15 protein-coding genes are annotated in these 23908 nt (G+C 73.7%); 11 read left to right on the forward strand and 4 right to left on the reverse strand.

Features of this window, described 5'->3' with window-relative positions; translation table 11 throughout:
* The first annotated feature begins 1 nt into the window (after nt 1).
* The 11 genes from aroA to ACN265_RS11545 all read left to right on the forward strand — a co-directional run bounded on the left by aroA (nt 2) and on the right by ACN265_RS11545 (nt 18284).
* Entirely contained in the window at nt 2-3214 is a 3213-nt protein-coding gene (gene aroA, locus ACN265_RS11495; protein ID WP_421407328.1) for a 3-phosphoshikimate 1-carboxyvinyltransferase, read from the forward strand.
* The gene (locus ACN265_RS11500) at nt 3211-4359 is read left to right on the forward strand and encodes an acyl-CoA dehydrogenase family protein (protein WP_421407331.1); all 1149 of its coding nucleotides are present in this window, start codon (nt 3211-3213) and stop codon (nt 4357-4359) included. Before aroA ends, ACN265_RS11500 begins: the two co-directional genes overlap by 4 nt.
* Nucleotides 4356-5150, forward strand: coding sequence for an SDR family oxidoreductase (locus ACN265_RS11505; protein WP_204923096.1), 795 nt, complete (start codon nt 4356-4358; stop codon nt 5148-5150). Before ACN265_RS11500 ends, ACN265_RS11505 begins: the two co-directional genes overlap by 4 nt.
* Nucleotides 5147-7165: an FAD-dependent oxidoreductase gene (locus tag ACN265_RS11510; RefSeq protein WP_421407333.1), complete on the forward strand. Its 2019-nt coding sequence runs from the start codon at nt 5147-5149 to the stop codon at nt 7163-7165. Before ACN265_RS11505 ends, ACN265_RS11510 begins: the two co-directional genes overlap by 4 nt.
* On the forward strand, nt 7162-9219 hold the full coding sequence (locus tag ACN265_RS11515; RefSeq protein WP_421407335.1) for an ABC transporter ATP-binding protein: 2058 nt from the start codon (nt 7162-7164) through the stop codon (nt 9217-9219). Before ACN265_RS11510 ends, ACN265_RS11515 begins: the two co-directional genes overlap by 4 nt.
* Nucleotides 9216-11120 carry an ABC transporter ATP-binding protein gene (locus ACN265_RS11520; RefSeq protein WP_421407337.1) on the forward strand — a complete coding sequence of 635 codons (1905 nt, stop codon included), beginning with the start codon at nt 9216-9218 and terminating at the stop codon, nt 11118-11120. Before ACN265_RS11515 ends, ACN265_RS11520 begins: the two co-directional genes overlap by 4 nt.
* 31 nt (nt 11121-11151) lie before the next feature.
* Complete coding sequence (locus ACN265_RS11525) at nt 11152-12399, forward strand: cytochrome P450 (RefSeq protein ID WP_421407340.1); 1248 nt, start codon at nt 11152-11154, stop codon at nt 12397-12399.
* A gap of 31 nt (nt 12400-12430) precedes the next feature.
* Entirely contained in the window at nt 12431-14203 is a 1773-nt protein-coding gene (locus ACN265_RS11530) for a hypothetical protein (protein WP_421407342.1), read from the forward strand.
* 105 nt (nt 14204-14308) lie between these two features.
* A complete protein-coding gene (gene fabF, locus ACN265_RS11535; RefSeq protein ID WP_357934265.1) occupies nt 14309-15589 on the forward strand; it encodes a beta-ketoacyl-ACP synthase II in 1281 nt (426 codons plus the stop codon).
* Entirely contained in the window at nt 15586-16671 is a 1086-nt protein-coding gene (locus tag ACN265_RS11540) for a branched-chain amino acid aminotransferase (RefSeq protein WP_204923091.1), read from the forward strand. Before fabF ends, ACN265_RS11540 begins: the two co-directional genes overlap by 4 nt.
* Entirely contained in the window at nt 16671-18284 is a 1614-nt protein-coding gene (locus ACN265_RS11545; RefSeq protein ID WP_357934261.1) for a polyketide synthase, read from the forward strand. Before ACN265_RS11540 ends, ACN265_RS11545 begins: the two co-directional genes overlap by 1 nt.
* Before the next feature lie 45 nt (nt 18285-18329).
* On the opposite strand, the gene ACN265_RS11550 is transcribed toward ACN265_RS11545, so the two are convergent.
* From ACN265_RS11550 to ACN265_RS11565, 4 genes are all read right to left on the reverse strand, one after another.
* On the reverse strand, nt 18330-18794 hold the full coding sequence (locus ACN265_RS11550; protein ID WP_363656924.1) for a PaaI family thioesterase: 465 nt from the start codon (nt 18792-18794) through the stop codon (nt 18330-18332).
* 153 nt (nt 18795-18947) lie between these two features.
* Complete coding sequence (locus ACN265_RS11555) at nt 18948-20474, reverse strand: family 43 glycosylhydrolase (RefSeq protein ID WP_421407345.1); 1527 nt, start codon at nt 20472-20474, stop codon at nt 18948-18950.
* Between the two features lie 80 nt (nt 20475-20554).
* Nucleotides 20555-22609 carry a family 43 glycosylhydrolase gene (locus ACN265_RS11560; RefSeq protein ID WP_421407347.1) on the reverse strand — a complete coding sequence of 685 codons (2055 nt, stop codon included), beginning with the start codon at nt 22607-22609 and terminating at the stop codon, nt 20555-20557.
* Nucleotides 22610-22696: 87 nt separating this feature from the next.
* Complete coding sequence (locus ACN265_RS11565) at nt 22697-23824, reverse strand: cellulose binding domain-containing protein (RefSeq protein WP_420116036.1); 1128 nt, start codon at nt 23822-23824, stop codon at nt 22697-22699.
* Nucleotides 23825-23908: the final 84 nt, after the last annotated feature.

Below are 23908 nucleotides of genomic sequence, written 5' to 3' on the forward strand. Positions count from 1 at the left end.
TGTGCGTCTCGTCATCAAGGGCACGGCCGAGCCACTCGTGGGCGAGTTCGACGTCCCGGCGTCGAAGTACCACGCGCACCGGGCGCTGATGCTCGCGTCGCTGGCCGACGGGACCAGTCGCATCCACGGCGCCTGCCACGCGGGCCACGTGCAGCACACCATCCGGGCGCTGCGGGACCTCGGCACGGCCGTCACCGTCGAGGGCGACGCGTTCGTGGTCCGTGGCGGCCGGTACCGGCCGGTACGTCCAGAGGTCTCGGTCGGCAGCTCGGGCACCACGCTCTACTTCCTGACCGGGCTCGCCGCCCTGGCCGAGACCCCGGTCGGCATCACCGGGCAGAAGTACTTCCGGCGGCGGCCGATCCGCCCGCTGCTCGACGCCCTCGCGGGCATCGGCGTGCAGATCACCTCCACCGGCGGCCTACTGCCGATCCGGGTCGCCGCCCACCCGCCGACCGGGGGCCGGGTGCGGATTCCCGGCACGCTCTCCCAGTGGATCTCCAGCCTGCTGCTGGTGAGCCCGTTCGCCACCGGCCACACCGTGGTCGAGGTGGTGGGCGAGTTCAACGAGCGGTCCTACGTCGACCTCACGGTGGCGATGATGCGCCAGTTCGGCCTGCACGTGCAGGTCAGCGCGGACGGCCGCCGGTACGACATCGAGCCCGGCCAGCGGCCCACCCCGGCGGTGGTACGGCTGCCGCCGGACGTCGGCGCCGCCGCGTTCGGCCTGGCCGCGACCGCCCTGCACCCGTCCGACGTGCTGTTCCGGGGGCTGCCGGCGGTCCCCACCGGGGAGCTGGACCATCCGGAGGCGCACCTGCTGGACAGCCTCACCACGATGGGCGTGCCGCTGACCCGCGACCCGGCGACCGGCTGGATCAGGGTGCGCCACGACGGGCTGCGGCTGGCCCCGGTGCGGGTGGACTGCCGCGCGGTGCCCGACATGCTGCCGGTGCTCAGCGTCCTCGGCTCCCACGCGCACGGCACCACCGTGCTCGACCACGTGGCCCACGTACGGCTCAAGGAGTCCGACCGGGTGACGGCGATGCTGCAACTCAACCGGATGGGCGGCCGGCTGCGGCTCGACGGCGACCGGCTCCTCTGCGAGGGCGTCGGCCAGTTGCGGGAGGCCGACCTGTCCTCGTTCAACGACCACCGGGTGCTGATGGCGCTGGCGGTGGCCGCCTCCCGGGCCACCGGCGAGAGCCGGCTGACCTATCCGAACGCCCACCGGATCTCCTTCCCGCAGTTCCTCGACCAGATGAACGGCGTCGGCCTCAACATGTCGGTCGACCGGGCCCGCGCCCGCCGCCTGCCCCGCCCCGCCGACCCGGCACCCGCCGACCTCCCGCCCGCCGGTCGACGTACGGCCGGCGCGCCGGTCACCCGTTCGTCGCCCGCCCGCTCCGCCGGACCGTCCGTGCCGACGGCCGCCCTGCCGACGCCTGCCGAGCTGGCCGCCATCCCGGTGGCCGAACTGGTCCGTCGGCACGCCGACACGCGCGGCGACGACGAGGCCGTGGTCGAGGCGGCCTCGCCCGGCCGGGCCGGCGCCACGCTGAGCTGGCGCGACCTGGACCGGGCCGCCGACCGGGCCGCGTCGCTGCTGCGGGAGCTGGGCGTGGGCCCCGGCGACGTGGTCGCCTGGCAGTTGCCCAACTGGTCGGAGTTCGTGGTGCTCACGCTGGCCGCCACCCGGATCGGGGCGGTCTGCTGCCCGCTGATGCCGTTCTTCCGGGAACGCGAGGTGAGCCGGCTGCTGCGCCGCTCCCGGGCCCGGGTGCTGGTGATCCCCGACCGGTTCCGGGGCCGCGCGCACCTGGCCGAGACCGCGGCGATGCTGACCGGCCCGGACGCCCCGGGCGTGGCCCACGTCCTCGTCGTCGCCAGCCACACCATCTCGGACGGCACCGCCACCTCGGACGGCACCCCCACGCCGGACGGCACCGCCACGCCGGACGGCACCGCCACGCCGGACGGCACCGCCACGCCGGACGGCACCGCCACGCCGGACGGCACCGCCGCACCGGCCGACGCCGCCGGACTGCCGGCGGACACCGCCGGCCCACGCTGGCAGTGGTTCGGCCCGGCGCTGGCCCGACAGCGTCCCGACGACGCCGCACCGGCCACCGGCCGGCCCGACCCGGCGGCACTGGCCCAGCTGATGTTCACCTCCGGCACGTCGGGTGAGCCGAAAGGCGTGCTGCACCGCGCCGACACACTGACCCGGGCCGCCGCCATGCAGGCCCGGCACCTCGGCCTGACCGCCGCCGACCGGCTGTTCATCCCGTCACCGCTGGCCCACCAGACCGGCTTCCTCTACGGCATGTGGCTGGGCTTCACCATCGGCGCACCCGTCGTGCTGCAACCGATCTGGGACGGCCGGACCGCCCTGGAGACGTTGCACCACACCCGGGCCACCTTCGTCCAGGCGGCCACCCCCTTCCTCGCCGACCTCGTCGAGGCCGTGGAGACGGGCGGGCAGCCGCCACCGGCGCTACGGGTCTTCGTCGCCACCGGCGCGGCGGTGCCCCGCAACCTCGCCGAGCACGCCACCCGCACCCTCGGCGCGGCGGTCTGCGGGGCCTGGGGCTCCACCGAATCGTGCCTCGGCACTCTCTCCGCGCCGACCGACGCGCCCGCGCACGCCTGGGGCACCGACGGGCGGGCACTGGAGGGGATCCGGATCAGGGTGACCGACGACGCCGGCAACCCGCTCGGTCCCGGCGTGGAGGGCAACTTCGAGGTCGCCGGGGACTGCCTGTTCGCCGGCTACCTCGACCGCCCGGACCTGACCGCGGCGGCGCTCACCCCGGACGGCTGGTACCGCAGCGGTGACCTGGCCACCATCGACGACGCCGGCTACCTGCGGATCACCGGCCGGGTGACCGACGTGATCAACCGGGGCGGCGAGAAGATCCCGGTGGCGGAGATGGAGCAGCTGCTGCACACCCACCCCGCCGTCCGCGAGGTGGCGATCGTGGCGATGCCCGACCCGCGCCTCGGCGAGCGGGCCTGCGCGTTCGTGGTGACCCGGGCGGAGTTCACCTTCGCCGGGATGCAGCGGTTCCTCGACGGCCACAAGGTCGCCAAGCAGTACTGGCCCGAGCGGCTGGAGACGGTGGCCGCGCTGCCCCGCAACGTGGTCGGCAAGGTGCAGAAGTTCGTGTTGCGTGACCAGATCAGCGCAACGATCGGCGAGGAGGCAGAGTGACCCAGGCCGATGGCACGTCGTTCGCGACGTTGGCCCGCGAGGTCGAGGCGTTCGTCCGGGGCCCCGGCGAGGACTACGCGGCGGCGATCGAACGCGACCGCAGCGTCCCCGCGCAACTCTGGACGGACCTGCGCGACCGGGGCTACCTGCGGCTCGCCGCGCCGGTCGACTACGGCGGGGCCGGCCTGTCCTTCACCCAGTACCTGCACCTGCTCGAACTGTTCTCGATGTCGCACGCGTCGCTGCGGATGATCGTGCACGTCTGCAACGGGGTGTGGCGCTCCATCGACCAGTTCGCCTCCGACGAGCAGCGCAAGAAGTTCGTGCTGCCGCAGGTCGCCGGGGACCTGCGGGTCGCGTTCACGCTCACCGAACCGACCGCCGGCACCGGGGCCGACCTGCGCGCCAGCGTGGTACGCGACGGCGACACCTACCTGCTCAGCGGCGAGAAGCACCTGATCACCTTCGGGGTGAGCTGCGACTACTGGCTGCTGTTCGCCCGGCTCGACGGCAGCACCGGCAAGGACGGCACGGTGGCGCTGATGGTCGACCGGCACGTCGAAGGCGTCCGGGTCGAACCGATGCCCGACACCATGGGCGTACGCGGCACCGACCACGCGCACCTGATCTTCGACCGGGCACCGGTGCCGGTGGCCAACCGGCTCGGCGAGGAGGGCGACGGACTGGCCGTCGCGCTCGGCGGCTTCCTCACCCCGAGCCGGATCGGCGTGGCGATGACCTGCGTGGGGCTGGCCCGCCGGGCGCAGGAGCTGGCGGTCGAGCACGCCCGCAACCGGGTCACCTTCGGCAAACCGCTGACCGCCCGGCAGGCGGTGGCGTTCGCGCTCGCCGAGAACGCCGCCGACATCGAGGCCGCCCGGCAGCTCACCCTGCACGCCGCCCGCCGCTGGGAGACGGGCCAGGACGACGCCGGGGCGCTGTCCTCGATGGCCAAGCTGGTCGCGGTGGACATGCTGACCCGGGTCACCGACAAGGCGTTGCAGGCGCACGGCGGCATCGGCTACTGGGAGGGCAGCACCATCGAACGGGTCTACCGCGACGCCCGCGCGCAGCGCTTCGAGGAGGGCACCAACGAGATCCAGAAGACCGTGATCGCCCGGGAGATCCTGGCGGCCGGCCGGTGACCGCCTTCCAGGACCGCACCGCGCTGATCACCGGCAGCTCCCGGGGCATCGGCCGGGCGCTGGCGCTCACCCTGGCCCGGGGCGGCGGCTCGGTGGTGGTCAACTACAAGAAGAACGCCGAACTGGCCGAGCAGGTCCGCAAGGAGATCACGCAGCTCGGCGGGCGGGCCGTCACCGTGGCCGCCGACATGGAGCAACCCGAGGAGATCGAACGGCTCTTCGCGGTGGCCGCGCAGGAGTTCGGCACCCTCGACTACTTCGTGTGCAACGCGGCGGCCAGCTCCTTCAAGAACATCATGGACCTCAAGCCGCACCACCTCGACCGGTCGTACGCGATGAACATGCGCTCGTTCGTGCTCGGCGCGCAGCAGGCGGTGCGGCTGATGCCCGACGGCGGCCGGATCGTCGCGCTGTCCAGCTACGGCAGCATCCGCGCCTACCCGACGTACGCGAACCTGGGCGCGGCCAAGGCGGCGATCGAGTCATGGGTGCGGTACATGGCCGTCGAGTTCGCCGACCGGGGCATCAACGTCAACGCCGTCAACGGCGGCATCATCGAGACCGAGTCGTCCGGCTACTTCTACGACGTGCCCGGCATGGCCCCGCTGTCCGGCGTGCTGCCGCTGATCCCCAAGCAGCGGATGGGCACCGCCCAGGAGGTCGCCGACGTGATCGCCTTCCTGCTCTCCCCGGCCGCCGAGTACGTCACCGGGCAGACCCTGGTGGTCGACGGTGGCCTGTCGATCGTCTCGCCGCCGTTCAGCCGGGATCTGAGTGGTCCGCTGGCATGACGGCCGGACTGGACAGGGTGCTGCGGCCCGGCCGGATCGGTCGGCTGGTGCTGCCGCACCGGATCGTGATGGGGGCGATGCACCTGGGCTGGGACCAACGGGACGACGGCGGTCGGACGCTGGCCGCGTTCTACCTGGCCCGGGTACGCGGCGGTGCCGGGCTGATGGTCACCGGTGGCGCGGCGGTCAGCCCGGCCGGCGTCGACGTGCCGAGCTCCGGGGTGCTCGACGACACCGCCTTCCGGGACCGGCTGCGCCGGGTCGCGGGGGAGGTCGGCGCGGCCGGCGGCCTGCTCGCCCTCCAGCTCTTCCACGCCGGCCGGTACGCCCGACCGGCCACCGGCGGCCCGCATCCGGTCGCCCCGTCGGCGGTGCCCAGCCCGCTCTCCCGGCTCACCCCGGCCGCGCTGCCCGCCGACGCGGTCACCCGGATCGTCGGGGACTTCGCCCGGGGCGCGGCGCACGCCCGTGACCTCGGGTTCAGCGCCGTGGAGATCATGGGCTCCGAGGGGTACCTGATCGACCAGTTCCTCTCCCCGCTGACCAACCGGCGCGACGACGAGTGGGGTGGCGACCCGCAGCGCCGGATGCGGTTCGGGGTGGCCGTGGTGGCGGCGGTCCGGGCCGCCGTGGGCCCCGACTTCCCGGTCGTGATGCGGATGACCGGCGACGACCTGCTGCCCGGCGGCACCGACCGGGACACCGTGACGGCGTACGCCCGCGCCCTGGCCGCCGCCGGGGCCGACGCGCTCAACGTCGGGGTCGGCTGGCACGAGTCGCCGGTGCCGACGGTGCAGGCGCTGGTTCCGCCGGGGCACTGGGTGCCGGTCGCGGCGGCGGTCAAGGCCGCGGTGGGCGCGCTGCCCGTGCTGGCCAGCAACCGGATCAACCGGCTCGCCCAGGCCGAGGCGGTCCTCGCCGGCACCCCGCTGGACCTGGTCTCGATGGCCCGGCCGTTCCTGGCCGACCCGGCCCTGGTGACGCGGAGCCGCCACGGCCGGCCGGTGAACGTCTGCGTGGCCTGCAACCAGGCCTGCATCGACAGGTCGCTGGTGGGGGCCGCGGTGTCCTGCATGGTCAACCCGCTCGTCGGCCGGGAGGCCGACCCGGCGACGCCGTCCGGGTCGGCACCGCACGTCGACCCGGCGGTGCGGGCCGGATCGACGCCGGTGCACGGGCCACGGACGGTGGCCGTGGTCGGTGCCGGCCCCGCCGGGCTGCGGGCCGCCCACGACCTGGCCCTGGCCGGGCACCGGGTCACCGTCTACGAGGCCGACGGGGAGCCCGGCGGACAGTTCCGGCTGGCCTGCCGGGTGCCGGGCAAGGCCGACTACGCCGAGACCATCCGGTTCCTCACCGCCGAACTGACCCGGCTCGGCGCGCAACTGCACACCGGACGGCGGATCACCGACGCCGACGAGGAGCTGCTGCGCCGCCACGACGGGGTGATCGTCGCCACCGGGGTGCTGCCGCGCCGCATCGACCTGCCCGGCGACGGGCTGCCGCACGTCCGCGACTACGGCTCGGCCTTCGCCGACGACGCGCTCGGGCGGCGGGTCGTCGTGATCGGCGGCGGCGGCATCGCCGTGGATCTCGCCCACCTGGCCAGCCAGCGTCCGGACCGGCAGGTCACCGTCCTGCTGCGCGGCGAACGGCTCGGCCCCCGGATGGGCCGCTCCACCCGCTGGGCGGTGCTGGCCGAGTTGCGCCGCCGAGCGGTCCAGGTGGTGCCGGGCGTGCGGGACCTGCGCGTCGACCCCGACGCCGTACGCCTGGTCGACGGCACCGGAGCGGACCGGTCGGTGCCCGCCGACACGGTGGTGGTCGCCGCCGGTCAACTGCCCGCCGACGACCTGGTGCGCACCGTACGCCGGGCCGGGGTGTGGCACCGGGTGGTCGGCGGGGCCCGGGACACCAGCGGGCTGGACGCGGTCCGGGCGTTCGCCGAGGGACACGACGCGGCGCTGGCGTTCCAGCGGGCCGTACGGACCCAGCGGGTGGGGGAGCCGGCATGACCGACGACGCGACGACGGCCGGCTCCGTGGCCGGGGTGGTCCGCCGGACCGCCGTGGACCGGTGGCGCATCGTCACCCTGCTGCCCCGGGCGGGCGTTCCGGCGGTGGCCGCCGCCGTGCTGGTCAACCTGCTGCTCGCCGCCGCGCCGGTGGTGTTCGTCGTCGCGACGAGCCGGATGATCGGCTGGCTGCCGCAGGCGGTCCGCGACGGCGTCGAGTCGCCGGCCTTCGGGCACCTGGTGACCGCCTTCGTGGTGGCCGCCGGGGCGCTCAGCGCCCAGCAGTTGCTGGCCCAGCTCCAGGTCACCACGGGCCTGCTGGTGCAGCGTCGGATCGACGGCGCGGTGGCCGACGAGCTGATGGCGGCCGCGCTGGGCAGCACCAGCACCACCCCGCTGGAGGATCAGGCGCTGCTCGAACAGCTCACCGAGGCGTCCCGCGAGGTCGAGCACGGCATCCAGAGCCCGGGTGCGGCGGGTGCCGGGATGCTGGCACTGCTCGCCCGCTACGGGCAGCTCCTCGGGTACGCGGTGGTCGTCGGGGCCGCCTTCGCCTGGGCGGCGGGGTTCGGCCTGCTGGTCGCCGTGCTCGCGTTCCGCCACGGTCAACGCGGCGGCCTGCGCCGCTACGCGGCGATCTACGGGGCGATCGTGGCCCGGGTCCGCCGGTTGACCTACTTCCGGGGCGTGGCGATGGGCCGGCCGGCCGCCAAGGAGATCCGCGTCTTCGGTCTGCTGCCGTGGCTGCGCGAGCAGTACCGGCAGGCGTACCTGGACTGGATGCGTCCGGTGTGGGTGCAGCGGCGGCGGGTCTACCTGCGACCGTACTTCCTCTACACCGCCGTCGGCCTGACGGTGCTCGTGGCGGTGCTCGCCGCGTTGGGGCTGGCCGGCGGGCAGGGCCGGGTGGGGCTGACCCAACTGGCGCTGGTGATCCAGGCGGTGCTGGCGGCGGTGCAGCTCGGCGAGTTCTATCCCGAGGCCGACGTGCAGACCCAGTTCGGCATGAACGCCTACCGGGCCGTCGGCGAGTTCCGGGCCGGGATGCGCGACCGGACGTCCCCCGGGGACGGCCCGACCGACGACCCGACCGACGCCGCCCCGGCCCCGGCCCCGGCCGTGGAGCACGCCCCGGCGGCGGACATCCGCTTCGAGGGGGTGTCGTTCCGCTACCCGCACCGTGCGACGCCGGTCTTCACCGACCTGGATCTCACCCTGCCGGCGGGGGCGTGCACCGCCATCGTCGGCCTCAACGGCGCGGGCAAGACGACGCTGGTCAAGCTGTTGGCCCGGCTGGCGCTGCCGGACGCGGGCCGGATCACCGTCGGCGGCCGGCCGATCGACGAGCTTCCCACGGCCCGCTGGCGACGTGACCTCGCCGTCATCTTCCAGGACTACCTGCGGTACGCCACGAGCGCGGCGGACAACATCGCGCTGGGGGCGATCCGGCACGCCGACGACCGGGACGGCATCCGGGCCGCCGCCGAGGCCGCCGGCATCCTGGCCACCCTCGACGCGCTGCCGCGTGGGCTGGACACCCCGCTGAGCGGGCAGCTGCGCGACGGGGTGGACCTGTCCGGCGGGCAGTGGCAGCGGGTGGCCATCGCGCGGGCGCTGTTCGCCATCCGGCACGGCGCGTCGGTGCTGGTCCTCGACGAGCCGACGGCCAGCCTGGACGTCCGGGCCGAGGCCCGGTTCTTCGACGAGATCATCGCCGCCACCACGGGGGTCACCACGATCCTGATCTCGCACCGGTTCGCCACCGTCCGCCGGGCGGACCACATCGTCGTGCTGGCCGAGGGGCGGGTGGTCGAGCAGGGTTCGCACGCGGAACTGCTCGACCGGGGCGGCCGGTACGCCCGGCTGTTCACCCTCCAGGCGGAACGCTTCGCCACCCCCGCCGCCGACACCCCGCCGGCCGACCGTCCCGACGCCGGCCCGCCGACCGGCCATCCCGACGCCGGCCCGCCGGCGGGTGATCCCGGCACCGGTGCGCCGGTCGACGGTCCGGACGGCGGCGCGGTGGACGTCGGGTCGACGCGGAGCGTCAGGTGAACCGGGGCCTGCTCTCCGCCGGCTGGGCGCTGTGGCGTACGTCGCTGCGGCAGGACCGGCGCAAGGCGCTCACCGCACTGGTCCTGGTCGTCGCGGGCGCGGTGGCGTGGCCGCTGGTGGCGGTGCTGCTGCGGGTGCTCTTCGACGCCGTCACGGCCGGCCGGCCCGTCGCCGCGAGCCTCGCCGGGGTGGGCGTGGCGCTCGGCCTGATCGCCGGGCTGACCCTCGGCCACTTCGCCCACATCGCCTACTTCGAACTCGCCGAACTCGACGTCCTGCACGTGCACCAGGAGTTGATGGACGCCACCAACGGCACGCCGGGGATGGCGCACTTCGAACGGTCCGCGTTCGCCGACAAGATCACCGTGCTGGAGGAGGACGTCGAGCAGCTCCGGGTCGGCCTGCAGGCCGTGCTGACCGGCGTCGGCCTGGCCGTGGCGATGACGTTGACGACGGTGCTGCTGGCCGTACTCCATCCGCTGTTGTTGCTGTTGCCGTTGGCTGCCGTGCCGCCGTTGCTGGCCGGCCGGTGGGCGGAGCGGATGGTGAACCGGGCCCGGGAGGCCGGTGCCGAGTCCACCCGCCGGGCGTCAGGGCTGTTCGGGCTGGCCACCGACGCCGCCGCCGGCAAGGAACTGCGCGTCTTCGGGCTCACCGGGGAGGTGCGACGGCGTCACCGCGGCCACTGGCAGGACGCCACCCGACGGTTGTGGCGGGCCCAGCTGGTGGCGAGCCTGGTCCGGATGACCGGGCAGTTGGCGTTCGCCGCCGGATACGTGCTGGCGGTGCTGCTGATCCTGCGCGACGCCGTCGCCGGCCGGCGCGGGGTGGGTGACGTCGTCCTGGTCGTCACCATCGCCGCCCAGGTCAACCAGCAGGTCGCCGCGGCGGTCGGGGTGTTGCAGGACCTCCAGCGGCTGCGCAGCGTCTACCGCCGGCTCGACGAGGTGCACGACCTGGTCCGCGCCGCCGACCGGCACCCGACGCCCGCCGACCCGACGCCCGGTCACACCGCCGTCGGGCCGACCGTCGGTGTCGGGCCGGCTGACGCTCTCGGGTCGGATGCCGGCGTCGGGTCGACAGCCGCTTTCGGGTCTGTCGCCGCCGGTGCGCCACCGGCCCGGCTGCGGGAGGGTATCCGGCTGGCCGGGGTCACCCTGCGCTACCCCGGCGGCGCGGAACCGGTGGTCACCGGTCTCGACCTGCACCTGCCGGCCGGTGCCACGGTCGCCGTGGTCGGCGAGAACGGCGCCGGCAAGACCACAGTGGTCAAGCTGCTCTGCGGCCTGCTGACGCCGACGTCCGGCCGGATCCTCGTCGACGGCGTCGAGTTGGCCGCGCTGTCCATGCCGGGCTGGCGCGAGCGGATCGCCGCCGGCTTCCAGGACTTCGTCCGCTTCGAGCTGCCGGCCCGCCAGGCCGTGGGCGTCGGCGACCTGCCCCGCCGCGACGACGACCAGGCGGTACGCACGGCGCTGGGCCGGGCCGGCGCCGACGACCTGGTCGGGCAGCTCGACGAGGGACTCGACACCCCGCTGGGCCGCAGCCACACCGACGGGGCGGAGCTGTCCGGCGGCCAGTGGCAGAAGCTCGCCCTCGGCCGGGCGTTCATGCGCGACGACCCGCTGCTGGTGGTGCTGGACGAGCCGACCGCCGCGCTCGACGCGGAGGCCGAGTACGCGTTGTTCGCCCGCTACCGCGAGCAGGCCCGGGAGGTGGCCGCCCGGACCGGCGCGGTCAGCGTGTTCGTGTCCCACCGGTTCTCCACCGTGCAACTGGCCGACCTGATCGTGGTGCTCGCCGACGGCGGTGTCGCCGAGGCCGGCAGCCACGCCGACCTGCTCGCCGCCGGGGGTCGGTACGCCGAGATGTTCGAGCTCCAGGCCAGGGCGTACCGGTGACCGGCCCCCAACGACTGCGGAGGACGATGCAGTGACCAGCGCGACCCAGACCGACGAGTTCGACCCCTTCTCGCCCGAGTCCATGGACGACCCGTACCCCGCCTACGCCGAGCTGCTGCGCGCCGAGGAGCCGCTGTACCTGGCCCAGCGCGACATGTGGCTGGTGATCCGCTACGAGCACGTCCGGTTGGCGGCGAAGAACCACGCCGGCCTGTCCTCGGCCGACGGGATCGCCTACCACCGTTCGACGCTGCCGGTGCTCTTCGGGCTCGACCAGCCGGACCACACCCGGCTGCGCGCCCTGATCCGGCACGACTTCTCCCCGCGCGGGGTGCAGTTCTGGCGGCCGTTCATCGAGCGGGTCTGCGGCGACCTGCTGGACGAGGCCGTGGCCACCGGCGACATCGACCTCGTCCAGCAGGCGATCATCCTGCAACCGGTGAAGGTCATCACCACCATCGTCGGGGTGCCCGACGACAACCTCGCCAAGCTGAAGCTCACCGCCGGCGTGCTGGAGAGCTTCATCGCCAACGCGAAGGTCGGGGAGGACGCCCCGGAGGACCCGGACGAGAACGCGCTGCGGTTGCAGGCCGCAAAGGCGGCGCTGTCGTCGGTCGCCGGGCTCTCCGGCTACCTGGGCAACCTGCTCACCCGGCGGCGCGACGAGCCGGCCCGCGACGACGTGGTGTCGAAGCTGTTCGCCGCCGCGGCCACCGGCGGGGTGACCGAGAACGAGATCCTCTGGCTGTGTCTCACCCTGCTGGTCGGCGGGCAGGAGACGATGACGCACTTCCTGGGCAACATGCTCGACGCGCTGCTCAACCACCCCGACCAGTTGCGTCTGGTCCGCGAGCGGCCGGAGCTGATCGGGCCGACGATCGAGGAGACCGCCCGGTTCTACCCGCCGGTGCAGAACGTCTTCCGCACCGCCACGACCGACGTGGTGGTCGGCAACACCACCATCCCGCAGGGCGCCCGGGTGGAGCTGTCCTTCGCCGCCGGCAACCGGGACCCGCGCAAGTTCCCCGACCCGAACGACTACCGGATCGACCGGGTGACCGACGGTCACCTCGGCTTCGGGGCGGGCATCCACACCTGCGTCGGCGCGCACCTGGCCCGCCTGCAGGCCACCACGTTCCTGCGGATGCTGCTCGAACGCACCGACGACATCGAACTCATCGGTGAGCTGGTCAAGGTCGCCAGTCCGGCGTTCCGGGGGCTCGACCACCTGCCGCTGCGGCTGACGCCGAGGTCGTCCGGCCCGTTCGCGCGGGCGTAGCGGGTACGAGGACCGTGGAGAGGGGGGACGGGTGACCGACACCAGCACCAGCGCGGGCACACTCAGCCTGACGTTCACCGGCCAGGGAGCCGGCACCGGGCCGTTGACCTGGGCACAGAGCGTCATGTGGGGGCCGATGCAGTGGTTCGGCAAGGAGGCGAACCAGTTCAACATCGGGCGGGCCCTCGTGCTGCCCGAACCGGTCGCCCCGCAGCGGCTGACCGCCGTGCTGCGGCACCTGGTCGAGACGCACCAGACCCTGCGGACCCGGTACGTCCAGCGGGCCGACGGGCCCCGCCAGGAGGTCGCCGCCACCGGGACGTACGACGTGGTGGTGGTCGACGACCAGGGTGACCCGGCCCGGGTCGGTGACGAGCTGGTCGCCACGCTGACCGAGGCGGCGTTCGACCACGAGGCGCAGTGGCCGCTGCGGGTCGGCTGCGCGCGGGACCGGGCCGGCCGGATCAGCGCCGTCGCCGTCGTCGGCTCGCACCTGGCGTTCGACGGCTGGGCCTTCACCACCCTCACCGACGTGCTGCTCGACCGGCTCACCGGGGCGGAACCGGCCTCCGACGCGCCGCCGTCGGGTCCGACCGCGCCGCCCGCCGCCCGGCCGGCCGGCGGTGTGCCGCAGCCGTTGGCGCAGGCCGCCTTCCAGCAGTCGGCGGCCGGGCAGCAGACCAGCCGGCTGGGGCTGCGGCACTGGGAGCAGGGGCTGTCGGTCGCGCCGGCCTCCATGTTCGACCTGCCGGCCGCGCCGACCGGTGACCAGCCCGTCGAACGGCACCTGCTGGACTCCACGGCGGTCACCGCGGCGGCGACCGCGCTGGCCACCCGGACCCGCACCTCGTTCTCGACCGTGCTGCTCGGCCTGACCACCCTGATCCTGACCGCCTACAACGGGCACCGCACCGCCGTGTTCAAGCTGATCGCCGGCAACCGGCTGGACCGGGACAGCCGCGACCTGATCGCCCTGAACACCCTCGACGCCCTGCTGGTCCACCGGGTCGACGACGACGTCGATCTGCTCACCGCGATCCGGAACCTGCACCGGCCGGCGTTCGACGCGTACCGGCGGGCCCAGTGCGACCCGGCCGGGGTGCGCGGGGTGGTTGAGCAGGTCGGCCGGCGGCGCGGGGTGGCGTTCGACCTGTCCGCCTACTTCAACAACGGGCACCGGGGCAGCGACTGGGCCACGCCCGACCCGGACCCGGGGCCGGACCGGCTCGCCGTGCTGCGCCGGGACTCCCGTTACTCCCGGCTGGAGCCGCTGTCCAAGAGCGACATGAGGTTCTACGTCGCCGCCAGCAACCTGGGCGACGGTCGGTGCCGGCTCGGCCTGCTGGTCGACACGGCGTACCTGCCGGGGTCGCTCGGCGAGACGGTCATCCGGGGGATCGAGACGCTGCTGTGCGACGCGGTCACCGAGGAGGTGCGGGTCGCCGAGATTGCCGGGCGGATCGGCCTGACCCCGGCCCGCCGGGGGGCCGACTGGGTGTCCACCCCGACCGGCTGGGTCCGTCCGCAGGCGGTGGCGGACCTGGTCGGCGAGGTGGCCGGGGGCGCCCCCGCGGCGGCCCTCGTCGACCCGGCGGGCGACGGCGGGGTGACGGTGTACGTGGCCGCCTCCGAAGGCTCGCCGCGGGACCTGCACCGGCGGGTCCTCGACGCGCTGCCCGGTCGGCCCGGGGTGGCCGCGCCGGCCGGGTACGTGATCTGCCGGTCCGCGCCGCCAGTCGGGGCCGGTCCGGCCGCCTGGCGGGACGTGCCGGTGTTCGCCCGGGGATCGGGGCGCGATGCGTAGGGCGGCGGGCGGGTCACCGGATGCCGTGGACGGATGCCGGGCGTCGATGGTGACTGATAGTGTTCTATCGGTCGTTCGGTGGCGGGAGAACGGAGCCGGGGCGCGATGCTGGGGGGCGACGGCGAGATGATGACCGACGACGTCGTCATCACCGGGATCGGCGCCGTCACGCCGCTCGGTCTCGACCGTGACAGCACCTGGCAGGCCCTGCTCGCCGGCAAGTCGGGCGTCGGCCCGGTCACCGCCTTCGACGCCGGCGCGCTGCCCACCCGGATCGCCGCCGAGGTGCGCGGCTTCGAGCCGGCCGAGCACTTCACCGGCAAGCAACTGCGGCGGATGGCCCGGTTCAGCCAGTTCGCGGTGGTCGCCTCGCGCGAGGCGGTCGCCGACGCCGGGCTCACCGTCGACGCCGGCAACGCCGCCCGGGTCGGCGTGGTGGTCAACGCCGCGGTCGCCGGCTTCGACACCGTCGAGGCCACCGTACGCGGGCTGCTCGCCCCCGACCCGACCGCGCCCCTGTCGCACTTCGTGCCGTCGTCGCTGACCAACATGCCGGCGTGCGAGGTGGCCATCGAGGTGGGTGCGCACGGGCCGGTCAACGCCAGCGCGCTGGCCTGCGCCAGTGGCGCGTACGCGCTGCTCGACGCCCGCCGGTTGATCCTGTCCGGGGAGGCCGACGTGGTCATCTGCGGCGGCACCGACGCGGCGATCACCCCGGCCATGTTCGCCGGCCTGGTGAGCATGGGGGCGATGTCCCAGCGCAACGACGACCCGACCGGCGCGAGCCGGCCCTTCGCCGCCGACCGGGACGGCTTCGTCTTCGGCGAGGGGGCGGTGATCCTGGTGCTGGAGTCCGCCGCGCACGCCCGTCGCCGGGGTGCCACCCCGTACGCGACCGTCGCCGGTGGCGCGCTGACCAGCGACGCCTTCCACGTCAGCGCCCCCCGTCCCGGCGGGGTGTTCGCCGCCGAGGCGATCCGGCAGGCGCTCGACCGGTCCGGGGTCCGCCCCGACGCGGTCGACTACATCTGCGCCCACGGCACCTCGACGAAGGCCAACGACCTGACCGAGACGGTCGCCATCCGGGCGGCCCTCGGGGCGGCGGCCGACCGGGTCGCCGTCAGCGCGCCCAAGTCGATGCTCGGGCACCTGATCGGCGCGGCGGGCGCCCTCGGCGCGATGGTGTGCGCCCTGGCGATCCGCGAGGGCGTCGTCCCGCCGACGGTCAACCTGCACCAGCCCGATCCCGACTGCGACCTGGACTACGTGCCCCACCAGGCCCGGGAGACGCCGGTGCGGGTGGCGCTCACCAACGCCTTCGGCTTCGGCGGGCAGAACTGCGTCGTCGTGTTCACCGATACCCCGTCGCGAGGAGAGTCCGGATGACCGCGCAGTTCCCGCTGATCCCCACCGACCACCCCACCCCGCCGCAGACCCGGGAGGAGATCCTCGCCGACCCGGGTTTCGGCCGCTACTTCACCGACCACATGGCCACCGCCGTGTGGTCGGCCGACGCCGGCTGGCACGACCACCGGGTGGGCGCGCTGGAGCCGTTCACCATGCACCCCGGCGCGGCGGTCCTGCACTACGCGCAGGAGATCCTCGAAGGGCTCAAGGCGTTCCGGCACGCCGACGGCAGCATCTGGCTGTTCCGCCCGGAGCTCAACGCGCGCCGGTTCGCCGCGTCGGCCCGCCGGATGGTCCTGCCGGAGCTGGACGAGGAGACCTTCGTCGAGAGCGTGGCCGCGCTGGTCCGCGCCGACGAGGCGTGGGTGCCGCCGTACGGCGGTGAGCAGAGCCTCTACCTGCGCCCGTTCATGTTCGCCTCGGAGGCGTTCCTCGGGGTGCGTCCCGCCCAGCACGTCACCTACTGCGTGCTGGCCTGCCCGGCCGGGTCGTACTTCCCCAACGGGGTCACCGGCGTCACGCTCTGGGTCAGCACCACCTACAGCCGGGCCTCGATCGGTGGCACCGGCGCGGCCAAGTGCGGCGGCAACTACGCGGCCAGCCTCGCCCCGCAGCGGGAGGCCCTCGGCCACGGCTGCGAGCAGGTGCTCTACCTGGGCGGCGAGGGGCGGCGCAGCATCGACGAGTCGGGCACCATGAACGTCTTCTTCGTCACCCGCGACCACCAGCTGCTCACCCCCGGCCTGGGCACCATCCTCGACGGGGTGACCCGCGACAGTGTGTTGACCCTCGCCGCCGAGCACGGGCTGGAGCCGGTGCAGCGCACCATCGACCTGGACGAGATGCGCACCGGGTTCGCCGACGGAACGATGACCGAGGCGTTCGCGGCCGGTACGGCGGCGGTGATCACGCCGATCGTCGGGCTCAAGAGCGACGACTTCGCCCTCACCATCGGTGACGGGGCGCCGGGCAAGTACACCCAGCAGTTCCGGGAGCGGCTGCTCGACATCCAGACCGGCCGGGCTGCCGACCCCCACGGCTGGATGCGCCGGGTGCTGTAGTGCCCACCCCGATCGCGGTCGTCGGGATGGCGGTCCGCGCGCCCGGCGGGGTGTCGAGCCCCGACGCGTACTGGTCGGCGCTCCTCGCCGGCCGGGACCTCACCGGCGAGCTGCCCGACGACCGCCGGGCCGGGTTCGGCACGCAGTGGGACGGCATGGTCACCCGGGGCGGCTACCTCGACGCCGTGTTCGACTTCGACGCGAAGTTCTTCGGCATCTCGCCCCGGGAGGCCCGGGTCCTCGACCCGCAGCACCGGCTGCTGCTGGAGGTGGTCTGGGAGGCGTTCGAGGATGCCGCCATCCCGGTCGCCACCGTGGCCGGGGGCACCGGGGTCTTCGTCGGGGTGACCGGCCGGGACTACCGGCAGTGGCTGACCGGGGACCCGAACTCGTACTGGACGATCGGCAACGGGCACAGCTTCACCGCCGGGCGGGTCGCGTACACCCTGGGGTTGCGGGGGCCGGTGTTCGCGCTGGACACGGCCTGCTCGTCGTCGCTGGTGGCGGTGCACACGGCGGCGCGGGCGCTTTCGGCGGGTGACTGTGACGCGGCGGTCGCCGGCGGGGTCAACCTGATCCTCGCCCCGAGCACCACCCGGTCGGTGGCGCAGACCGGTGCGTTGTCGCCGGACGGCCGGTCGCGTCCGTTCGACGCCGACGCCAACGGGTTCGTCAGGGGTGAGGGCTGCGCGATGCTGCTGCTCAAGCGGCTGGCAGACGCGCAGCGCGACGGTGACCGGGTGCTCGCGGTGCTGCGCGGCACCGGGATCAACCACGACGGCCGGACGCCGACGTTCACCACGCCGAACGTGTCGGCCCAGGCGGGGCTGATCGACGCGGTGCTGGCCGCCGCCGGGATCACCCCCGGTGAGATCGGCTACCACGAGGCGCACGGCACCGGGACCCCGCTGGGTGACCCGGCCGAGATGTCGGCGGTCGCGGCGGCGCTGGGCCGCGCCGACGGCCCGCCGCTGCACGTGGGTTCGGTGAAGGGCAACATCGGCCACACCGAGTCCGCCGCCGGGGTGCTCGGGCTGGTGAAGGCGGTGCTCTGCCTCCAGCGCCGCACGATCGCCCCGCAGGCCAACTTCCGCACCCTCAACCCACGCATCGACCTCACCGGCACCGGCATCGAGATCCCGGTCGCCCCGGTCGACTGGGATGACCGGTTCGGGGCCTGCGCGTCGACCAGCTCGTACGGGATGAGCGGCACGAACGCCTTCGCGGTGCTGTCGCCCGCCCCGCCGGTGCCGCCGGCCGTGCCGCCGCCGGTGGACGGGTTCCCGGTGTCGGCGGCCACCGGGCCGGCGCTCGCCGAGTTGGCCCGCCGCTACGCCGACCGGTTGGCCGGTCTACCGGCGGCGGACTTCCCGGCGTTCGCCGGCACCGCCGCAGGGGGTCGGACCCGGCTGGCGCACGCGGTGTGGGTGCGGGCGTCCGGCCCGACGCAGGCGGCCGAGGCGCTGACCGCGGTGGCCGCCGGCACCGACCACCCGGATGTGCGGGTGCTCGGCGCGGACGATCCGCTGCCGATGCCGAAGGGCCGGGTGGTGGCGCCGCTGCCGACCTACCCGTGGCAGCGGCGCACCCACGTGGTGGACCGCCCGGACTGAGCGGCCCGGCATCCCCGCCGTCGGATGAACCGGCCGGCCGGTGGGTCAGCTACCGGCCCGGACGGCCTGCTCGGCGCGCAGGGCCGCCCGGGTGGCCCGCGACGGCAGCGCGAAGTGCAGGGTGGACGCGGCCACCAGCGTGCCCCGGCGGTCGCTGGCGCGGGCGTCCACCACCGCCGACCGGCTGGCCAGCTTGATCACCTCGGCGGTGACCCGCAGCTCGCCGGGCTCGGCGGGTGCGAGGAAGCTGATGCTGCTGTGCGCCAGCACCATCGCCGGTGTCGGGCCGATCAGCACGGTCACCGCGACGAAGCCGGTCAGGTCCATCGCCCAGAACATGGCCGGCCCGGAGATCGTGCCGTCGAGGCGCAGTTCGAGGCAGTCGGGGCCGGTCACCGAGACGACCCGGTCGTCGTCGACCGACTCCAGGCGCAGGCGCTCGGCGCCGGAGATGACCTCGGCGAGCCAGGCCCGCGCCTCATCGACCGACATCACAGCTCGGCTAGGCATGGACGCCACTATAGGCGATGACCGGGTAGCGCTCCGTCCCTACATGATCACCCTGGCGTACCGGATACACCACCCGGATGCCCCACCCGCCGGGTCGTCCACCTCGGACGCAGCCGCCCGGCCGCCCGGATCGGACGGCCCGGCGGGCGACGGTCACTCCAGCACGAACGTGGCCTCGGCGTTGCCGGTGGCGTCGGTGACGGTGCGCAGGTAGAGCAGGCCGTTGCTGTGCCGCAGGTACTGGCCGGGATAGTTGACGGCCTCGAACGACACCCCGGCGGCGTTGGACAGGCCGGGCCGCTGCACGAAGCTGGCGTCGGCGCGGTACGTCGACGACGCGTCGTCCCGCTCGACCCACACCTCCCAGTTGCGGTGCCGCAGGTGGTAGCCCGGGAAGTTGGTGGACTCCAGGGAGACCGTGGTGCCGCCGGCCAGGCCGGGCACCAGGCGGAACTGCGAGTCGGCGAGGTTGGTCACGTTCGCCTCCAGCCGGGCCCGGTACTCCCAGTGCCGGACGAACCGGTCGGGCAGGTTGTCCGACCGCAGCCGGACCGGGGTGGCCCCGTCGGGCACCGGGATGCCGAAGTTCGGGGTGCCGTCGGCGTTCCAGTAGACCTTCTGGATACGGGTACGCCGGTTGGGGTCGCGCAGCGGGTCACCGCTGATGTCCCGGTAGTTGCGGTCGTGGTAGACGAGGATGTCGCTCTGCCCGTCCTCGGAGACGGTGAACGAGTTGTGCCCCGGCCCCCACTGGCCGGTCGCGGCGTTGCTGGTGAAGACCGGCTGCGGCGACTTCACCCAGGACGAGGCCCGGAGCAGGTCGCTGCCCGCCGAGGCGGTCAGCATCCCGAGGCAGTAGTTGGCGTCGGTCGCGCTCGCCGAGTAGGTGAGGAAGATCCGGCCGTTGCGTTGCAGCACGGTCGGTCCCTCGTTGACCTTCACCCCGCCGCGCATCTCCCACTCCAGGGTGGGCACGGCGATCCGGGTGGGGGAGCCGCTGAGCGTCCACGGGTTCGCCATCCGGGCGATGTAGAGGTTGGAGTTGGTGGCGATGCCCGGCTCGGCCTGCGCCCAGATCAGGTAGCGCACCCCGTTGGTGACGAACGTCGACGCGTCCAGCGCGAAGGTCTCCCAGGGGGTACGGATCTGCCCCTTCTCGGCCCAGCTCGCGGTCAGCGGGTTCGCTCCGGTGCCCTCCAGGACGTACATCCGGATCGCCCAGACGTTGTCGGTGGCACCGGCGGCGAAGTAGACGTACCAGCGGCCGTCGATGAAGTGGATCTCCGGGGCCCAGATGTGCGCGCCCATGATGCCGCTGGTGTGCCGCCGCCAGATGACGGTCTCCGGGGCGGTGGACAGGCCCTGGAGGGTGGTGGCCCGGCGCAGCACGATCCGGTCGTACTCGGGGGCGGTGGCGGTCATGTAGTAGTAGCCGTCGGTGTGCCGCACGATGTGCGGGTCGGCGCGCTGCGCGACCAGCGGGTTGCTGGCCCGCACGGCGGGCGCCGCCCCGGCCGGGGCGGCGGCGGTCAGCAGGCCGGCCAGCAGGGCCAGCACGAGCAGTGCCGCCGTCCGGGTGCGGCCGGGACGGCGGCCGGACGGCGGGGCGGTGCGGGGTGTGGCGGTGCGGGGTGTGGAGGTGGGCGGGACCGCCGACCGGGGGTCGGGTGAGGCGGACATGCGGTGCTCCTGTCGGGGGTGGGGGATACGCCTCGCCGGCCGACCACGGGGGTGGTCGGCCGGCGAGGAGGGACGGGGTCCTACGACTTGGCCAGGTCGAACTTCCGGACGGTCACCGCGCCACCGAGGGAGCTGGTGGCGTAGTTGAACATGGCGAACCGGTAGCCCATGAAGAACTGCCAGGCGTTGTTGAGGGTGAACGCGGGGCCGAGCGAGGTGAAGTTCACCCCGTCGGTGCTGTACGAGAAGCGGGCCTGCCGACCGGAGCCGGGACTGATGTCCGCGTTGATCCGTAGCCAGATCTTGCCGCCGGAGATGCCGGCCCCGGCGACCTCGGTGCCGGTGTTGGTGGTGTTCCAGTTGCTGTCCATGGTCAGGTTGTTGACCACGGCGACCCGGGTCGCGCCGTTGTCCCGCCGCACACCGATCCAGGCCGACTGGTCGCGCAGCATCGCCAGGCCGCTGCGGTCACCGTCGCGCATGGTGGAGTAGTCGAGTTCGATGGTGGCGGTGGACCTCGGTCCCTGGATGCGGTGGGTCAGCGTGTTGCGCGCGGAGTAGAGGTCGTTGGTCACGGTCGCGGTCTGCAGCCGCAGCCCGTTGTTGACCGACCACTTCGAGTCGTCCGGGTTGTGGTTCCACTCGTACTGCGGGCCTAGGGTGGTGCCGGCGAACGTGTCGGTCCCGATCATGGGTTTGACCTGGCGTGGTGGCCGGGGCACGTTCGGGTACGGGTACGAGCCGCCCCAGGCGTTGTTGACGAGCTGGATCACCGGCCAGCCGCTGGAGTTCCAGGTGACCGGGGCGAGCACCGGCACCCGGCCGCCGGGGTAGGCGTCCTGGAAGCCCATGTAGTACCAGTCGCCGTTCTGCGTCTGCACCAGACCACCCTGGTGCGGCACGCCACCGCCGGAGATCGGTCCGGGCAGGTTCAGCAGCACTTGCTGCATCGTGTACGGCCCGAACGGGCTGGACGCCTTGAGGATGTACTGACCGTTGGCCGGTCGGGTGAGGAAGATGTAGTAGCTGCCGTTGCGCTTGTAGAACCGGGCCCCCTCCAGGGTGCCCACGCTCGACGGGGTGGTGAACACCTGCTGCGAGCGGACCTGGGTCTTCCCGTCGGCGGAGAGCTGGGCGACGCTGATGTTCGTGTTGCCGTACGCGACGTACATCGTGTCGTTGTCGTCGACGAGCAGACCCGCGTCGTAGTAGCAGCTGTTGAGGGTGGTGTGCCGGGTCCACGGCCCCTCGGCCGACGGCGCGGTGTAGATGTAGGTCTTGCTGAAGTCGACGCAACCGCCCCAGTAGAACGTCTTGTTGCTCTTGCGGTAGCCCAGGAACGACGCCCAGATCCCGTCGACGTACGCCCGGCCGCCGGACATGTCGTACTTCTGGCCGAAGTCCAGCTTGGGCACCGAGTGGCCGGCGAACTCCCAGTTGACCAGGTCGTAGGAGCGCAGCACCGGCGCTCCGGGGGAGTAGTGCATGGTCGACGCCGAGTAGTAGTAGGTGTCGTCGACCCGCAGGATGTCGATGTCGGCGAAGTCCTGCCAGATCACCGGGTTGCTGAAGGTGGACGACGGCGGCCACGGGCCCGTCGTGGGCGGTGGGGTGGTCGGTGGCGGCGTGGTCGGTGGGGGTGTGGTCGGCGGCGGCGTGGTGGGCGGGGGCGTGGTCGGCGGTGGGGTGGTCGGCGGCGGTGTGGTGGGCGGCGGGGTGGTCGTGCCGCCGGTGCAGGTGGTGCCGTTGAGGGTGAAGCTCGTCGGCTTCGGGTTGCTGCCGTTCCACGAGCCGTTGAAGCCGAACGACACGGTGGCGCCGGTGCCGATCGTGGCGTTGTAGCTGACGTTGCGGGCGGTGACCTGCGCGCCGGACTGGGTGACGGTGGCGTTCCACGCCTGGGTGACCTGTTGCCCGGCCCCGTAGGACCAGGTCAGGGTCCAGCCGTCGATCGGGTCGCCCAGGTTGGTGACGGCGACGTTCGCGCCGAAGCCGCCGCCCCACTCGGACGAGACGGTGTAGTCGACCGCGCAGCCGGCCGCCGCGGCCTGGGCCGGTAGGGCGACCGCCGTGGCGGCGGCGATCAGGCCGGCGGCCAGGAACACCCGGCCCGGCCCTGTTCTGGTGAGTCGCATTCGGTACTCCTACTGGGGGTGGTGGGAGTCGGTGGTGGGAAGACGTCCGGCACCGGTGCGCACGCACACCGGTGCCGGACGGGTGGATCAGGCGACCGAGCAGGCGGTGCCGTTGAGGGTGAACGCGGTCGGCTTGGCCGCGTTGCCGGTGTGTTCGGCCTGGAAGCCGACGTCGACCGAGGTGTTCGGCGCGATCGTGCCGTTGTAGGAGACGTTGCGGGCGGTGACCGCCCCGCTGGTCGGCGTGTAGGTGGCGTTCCAGCTACCGGTGATGGTCTGCCCGCCGGGCAGGGTGAACGCCAGCGCCCACCCGTTGACCGCCGTGCTGCTGGTGTTGGTGATGCTGATCGAGGCGGTCAGGCCGGAGTTCCAGGCGTTGACCGTGTACGCGACCCGGCAACCCGCCGACGGCGGCGGCGTGGTGGGCGGGGGCGTGGTGGGCGGCGGCGTGGTCGGCGGCGGGGTGGTCGGCGGCGGCGTGGTGGGCGGGGCGGTGGTCGGCGGCGTGGTCGGCGTGTTGCCGCCGAGGCTGCCGGGCACCGCCCGCAGGGCGTTGTACCAGGTGGTGGCCATCTTGCGGTAGCCGGTGGCGTTCGGGTGGATGCCGTCGGCCAGGTCGGCCGTGCCCACCGCGCTGAACATGTCCACCAGGTGCACCCGCTTGCCGGCGTTGACCTTGCTCTGCACGATCCCGGGGATCGCCGCGTTGAACGTGCGGACCGCCGACTCGGTGCCGTTGCGCGGGATGATCGTGGCGACGAAGACGTCCGCGTTCGGCGCGGTGTTGGTGATCTTGTCGATCAGGGTGGAGAGCCGGGTCGGCGCGCCGGAGGCGTTGTACATGTCGTTGGTGCCGATGTGCAGCAGCACCGTGCGCGGGGTGGTGTTGCGCAGCCAGTTCACCACGTTGGCGTCGATCTGGGCGATGGTCCAGCCGGAGTGGCCCTCGTGGTCGTGGTCGCCGAGGTTGGACGGACCGTTGAACATCGAGCCGACGAAGTCGACCCGGTAGCCGTCGGCGACCATCCGCTGCCACAGCTCGATGCGGTAGCCGCCGGGGACGTTGAAGCCGTCGGTGATCGAGTCGCCGAGGGGCATCACCCGTACCCCGCCGTTGGACTCGGCGTTGGCGGGTGCGGTCACCACCGACCCGGTGGCGACGGCGGCCACCAGGGCGGCGGTGGCCAGGCCCAGCAGGCGCAGGCCGCGCCGCATGGTGGGCAGCCGTCGGCCGGTGGGTGCGGTACGGGCGGGATGGGGGTGGTCGGACGGGGGTGGCCCGGCGTTCGGGCAGCTCGT

Origin of the sequence: Micromonospora sp. WMMD730 (assembly GCF_049178955.1) — a bacterium.
GTDB lineage: Bacteria > Actinomycetota > Actinomycetes > Mycobacteriales > Micromonosporaceae > Micromonospora > Micromonospora wenchangensis.

Coding starts and splice junctions, on each gene's coding strand:
- ACN265_RS11550 (WP_363656924.1), bottom strand. CDS start 18,794: ATGCCTAGCCGAGCTGTGATGTCGGTCGATGAGGCGCGGGCCTGGCTC.
- ACN265_RS11510 (WP_421407333.1), top strand. CDS start 5,147: ATGACGGCCGGACTGGACAGGGTGCTGCGGCCCGGCCGGATCGGTCGG.
- ACN265_RS11515 (WP_421407335.1), top strand. CDS start 7,162: ATGACCGACGACGCGACGACGGCCGGCTCCGTGGCCGGGGTGGTCCGC.
- ACN265_RS11565 (WP_420116036.1), bottom strand. CDS start 23,824: ATGCGGCGCGGCCTGCGCCTGCTGGGCCTGGCCACCGCCGCCCTGGTG.
- ACN265_RS11555 (WP_421407345.1), bottom strand. CDS start 20,474: ATGTCCGCCTCACCCGACCCCCGGTCGGCGGTCCCGCCCACCTCCACA.
- ACN265_RS11540 (WP_204923091.1), top strand. CDS start 15,586: ATGACCGCGCAGTTCCCGCTGATCCCCACCGACCACCCCACCCCGCCG.
- fabF (WP_357934265.1), top strand. CDS start 14,309: ATGCTGGGGGGCGACGGCGAGATGATGACCGACGACGTCGTCATCACC.
- ACN265_RS11560 (WP_421407347.1), bottom strand. CDS start 22,609: ATGCGACTCACCAGAACAGGGCCGGGCCGGGTGTTCCTGGCCGCCGGC.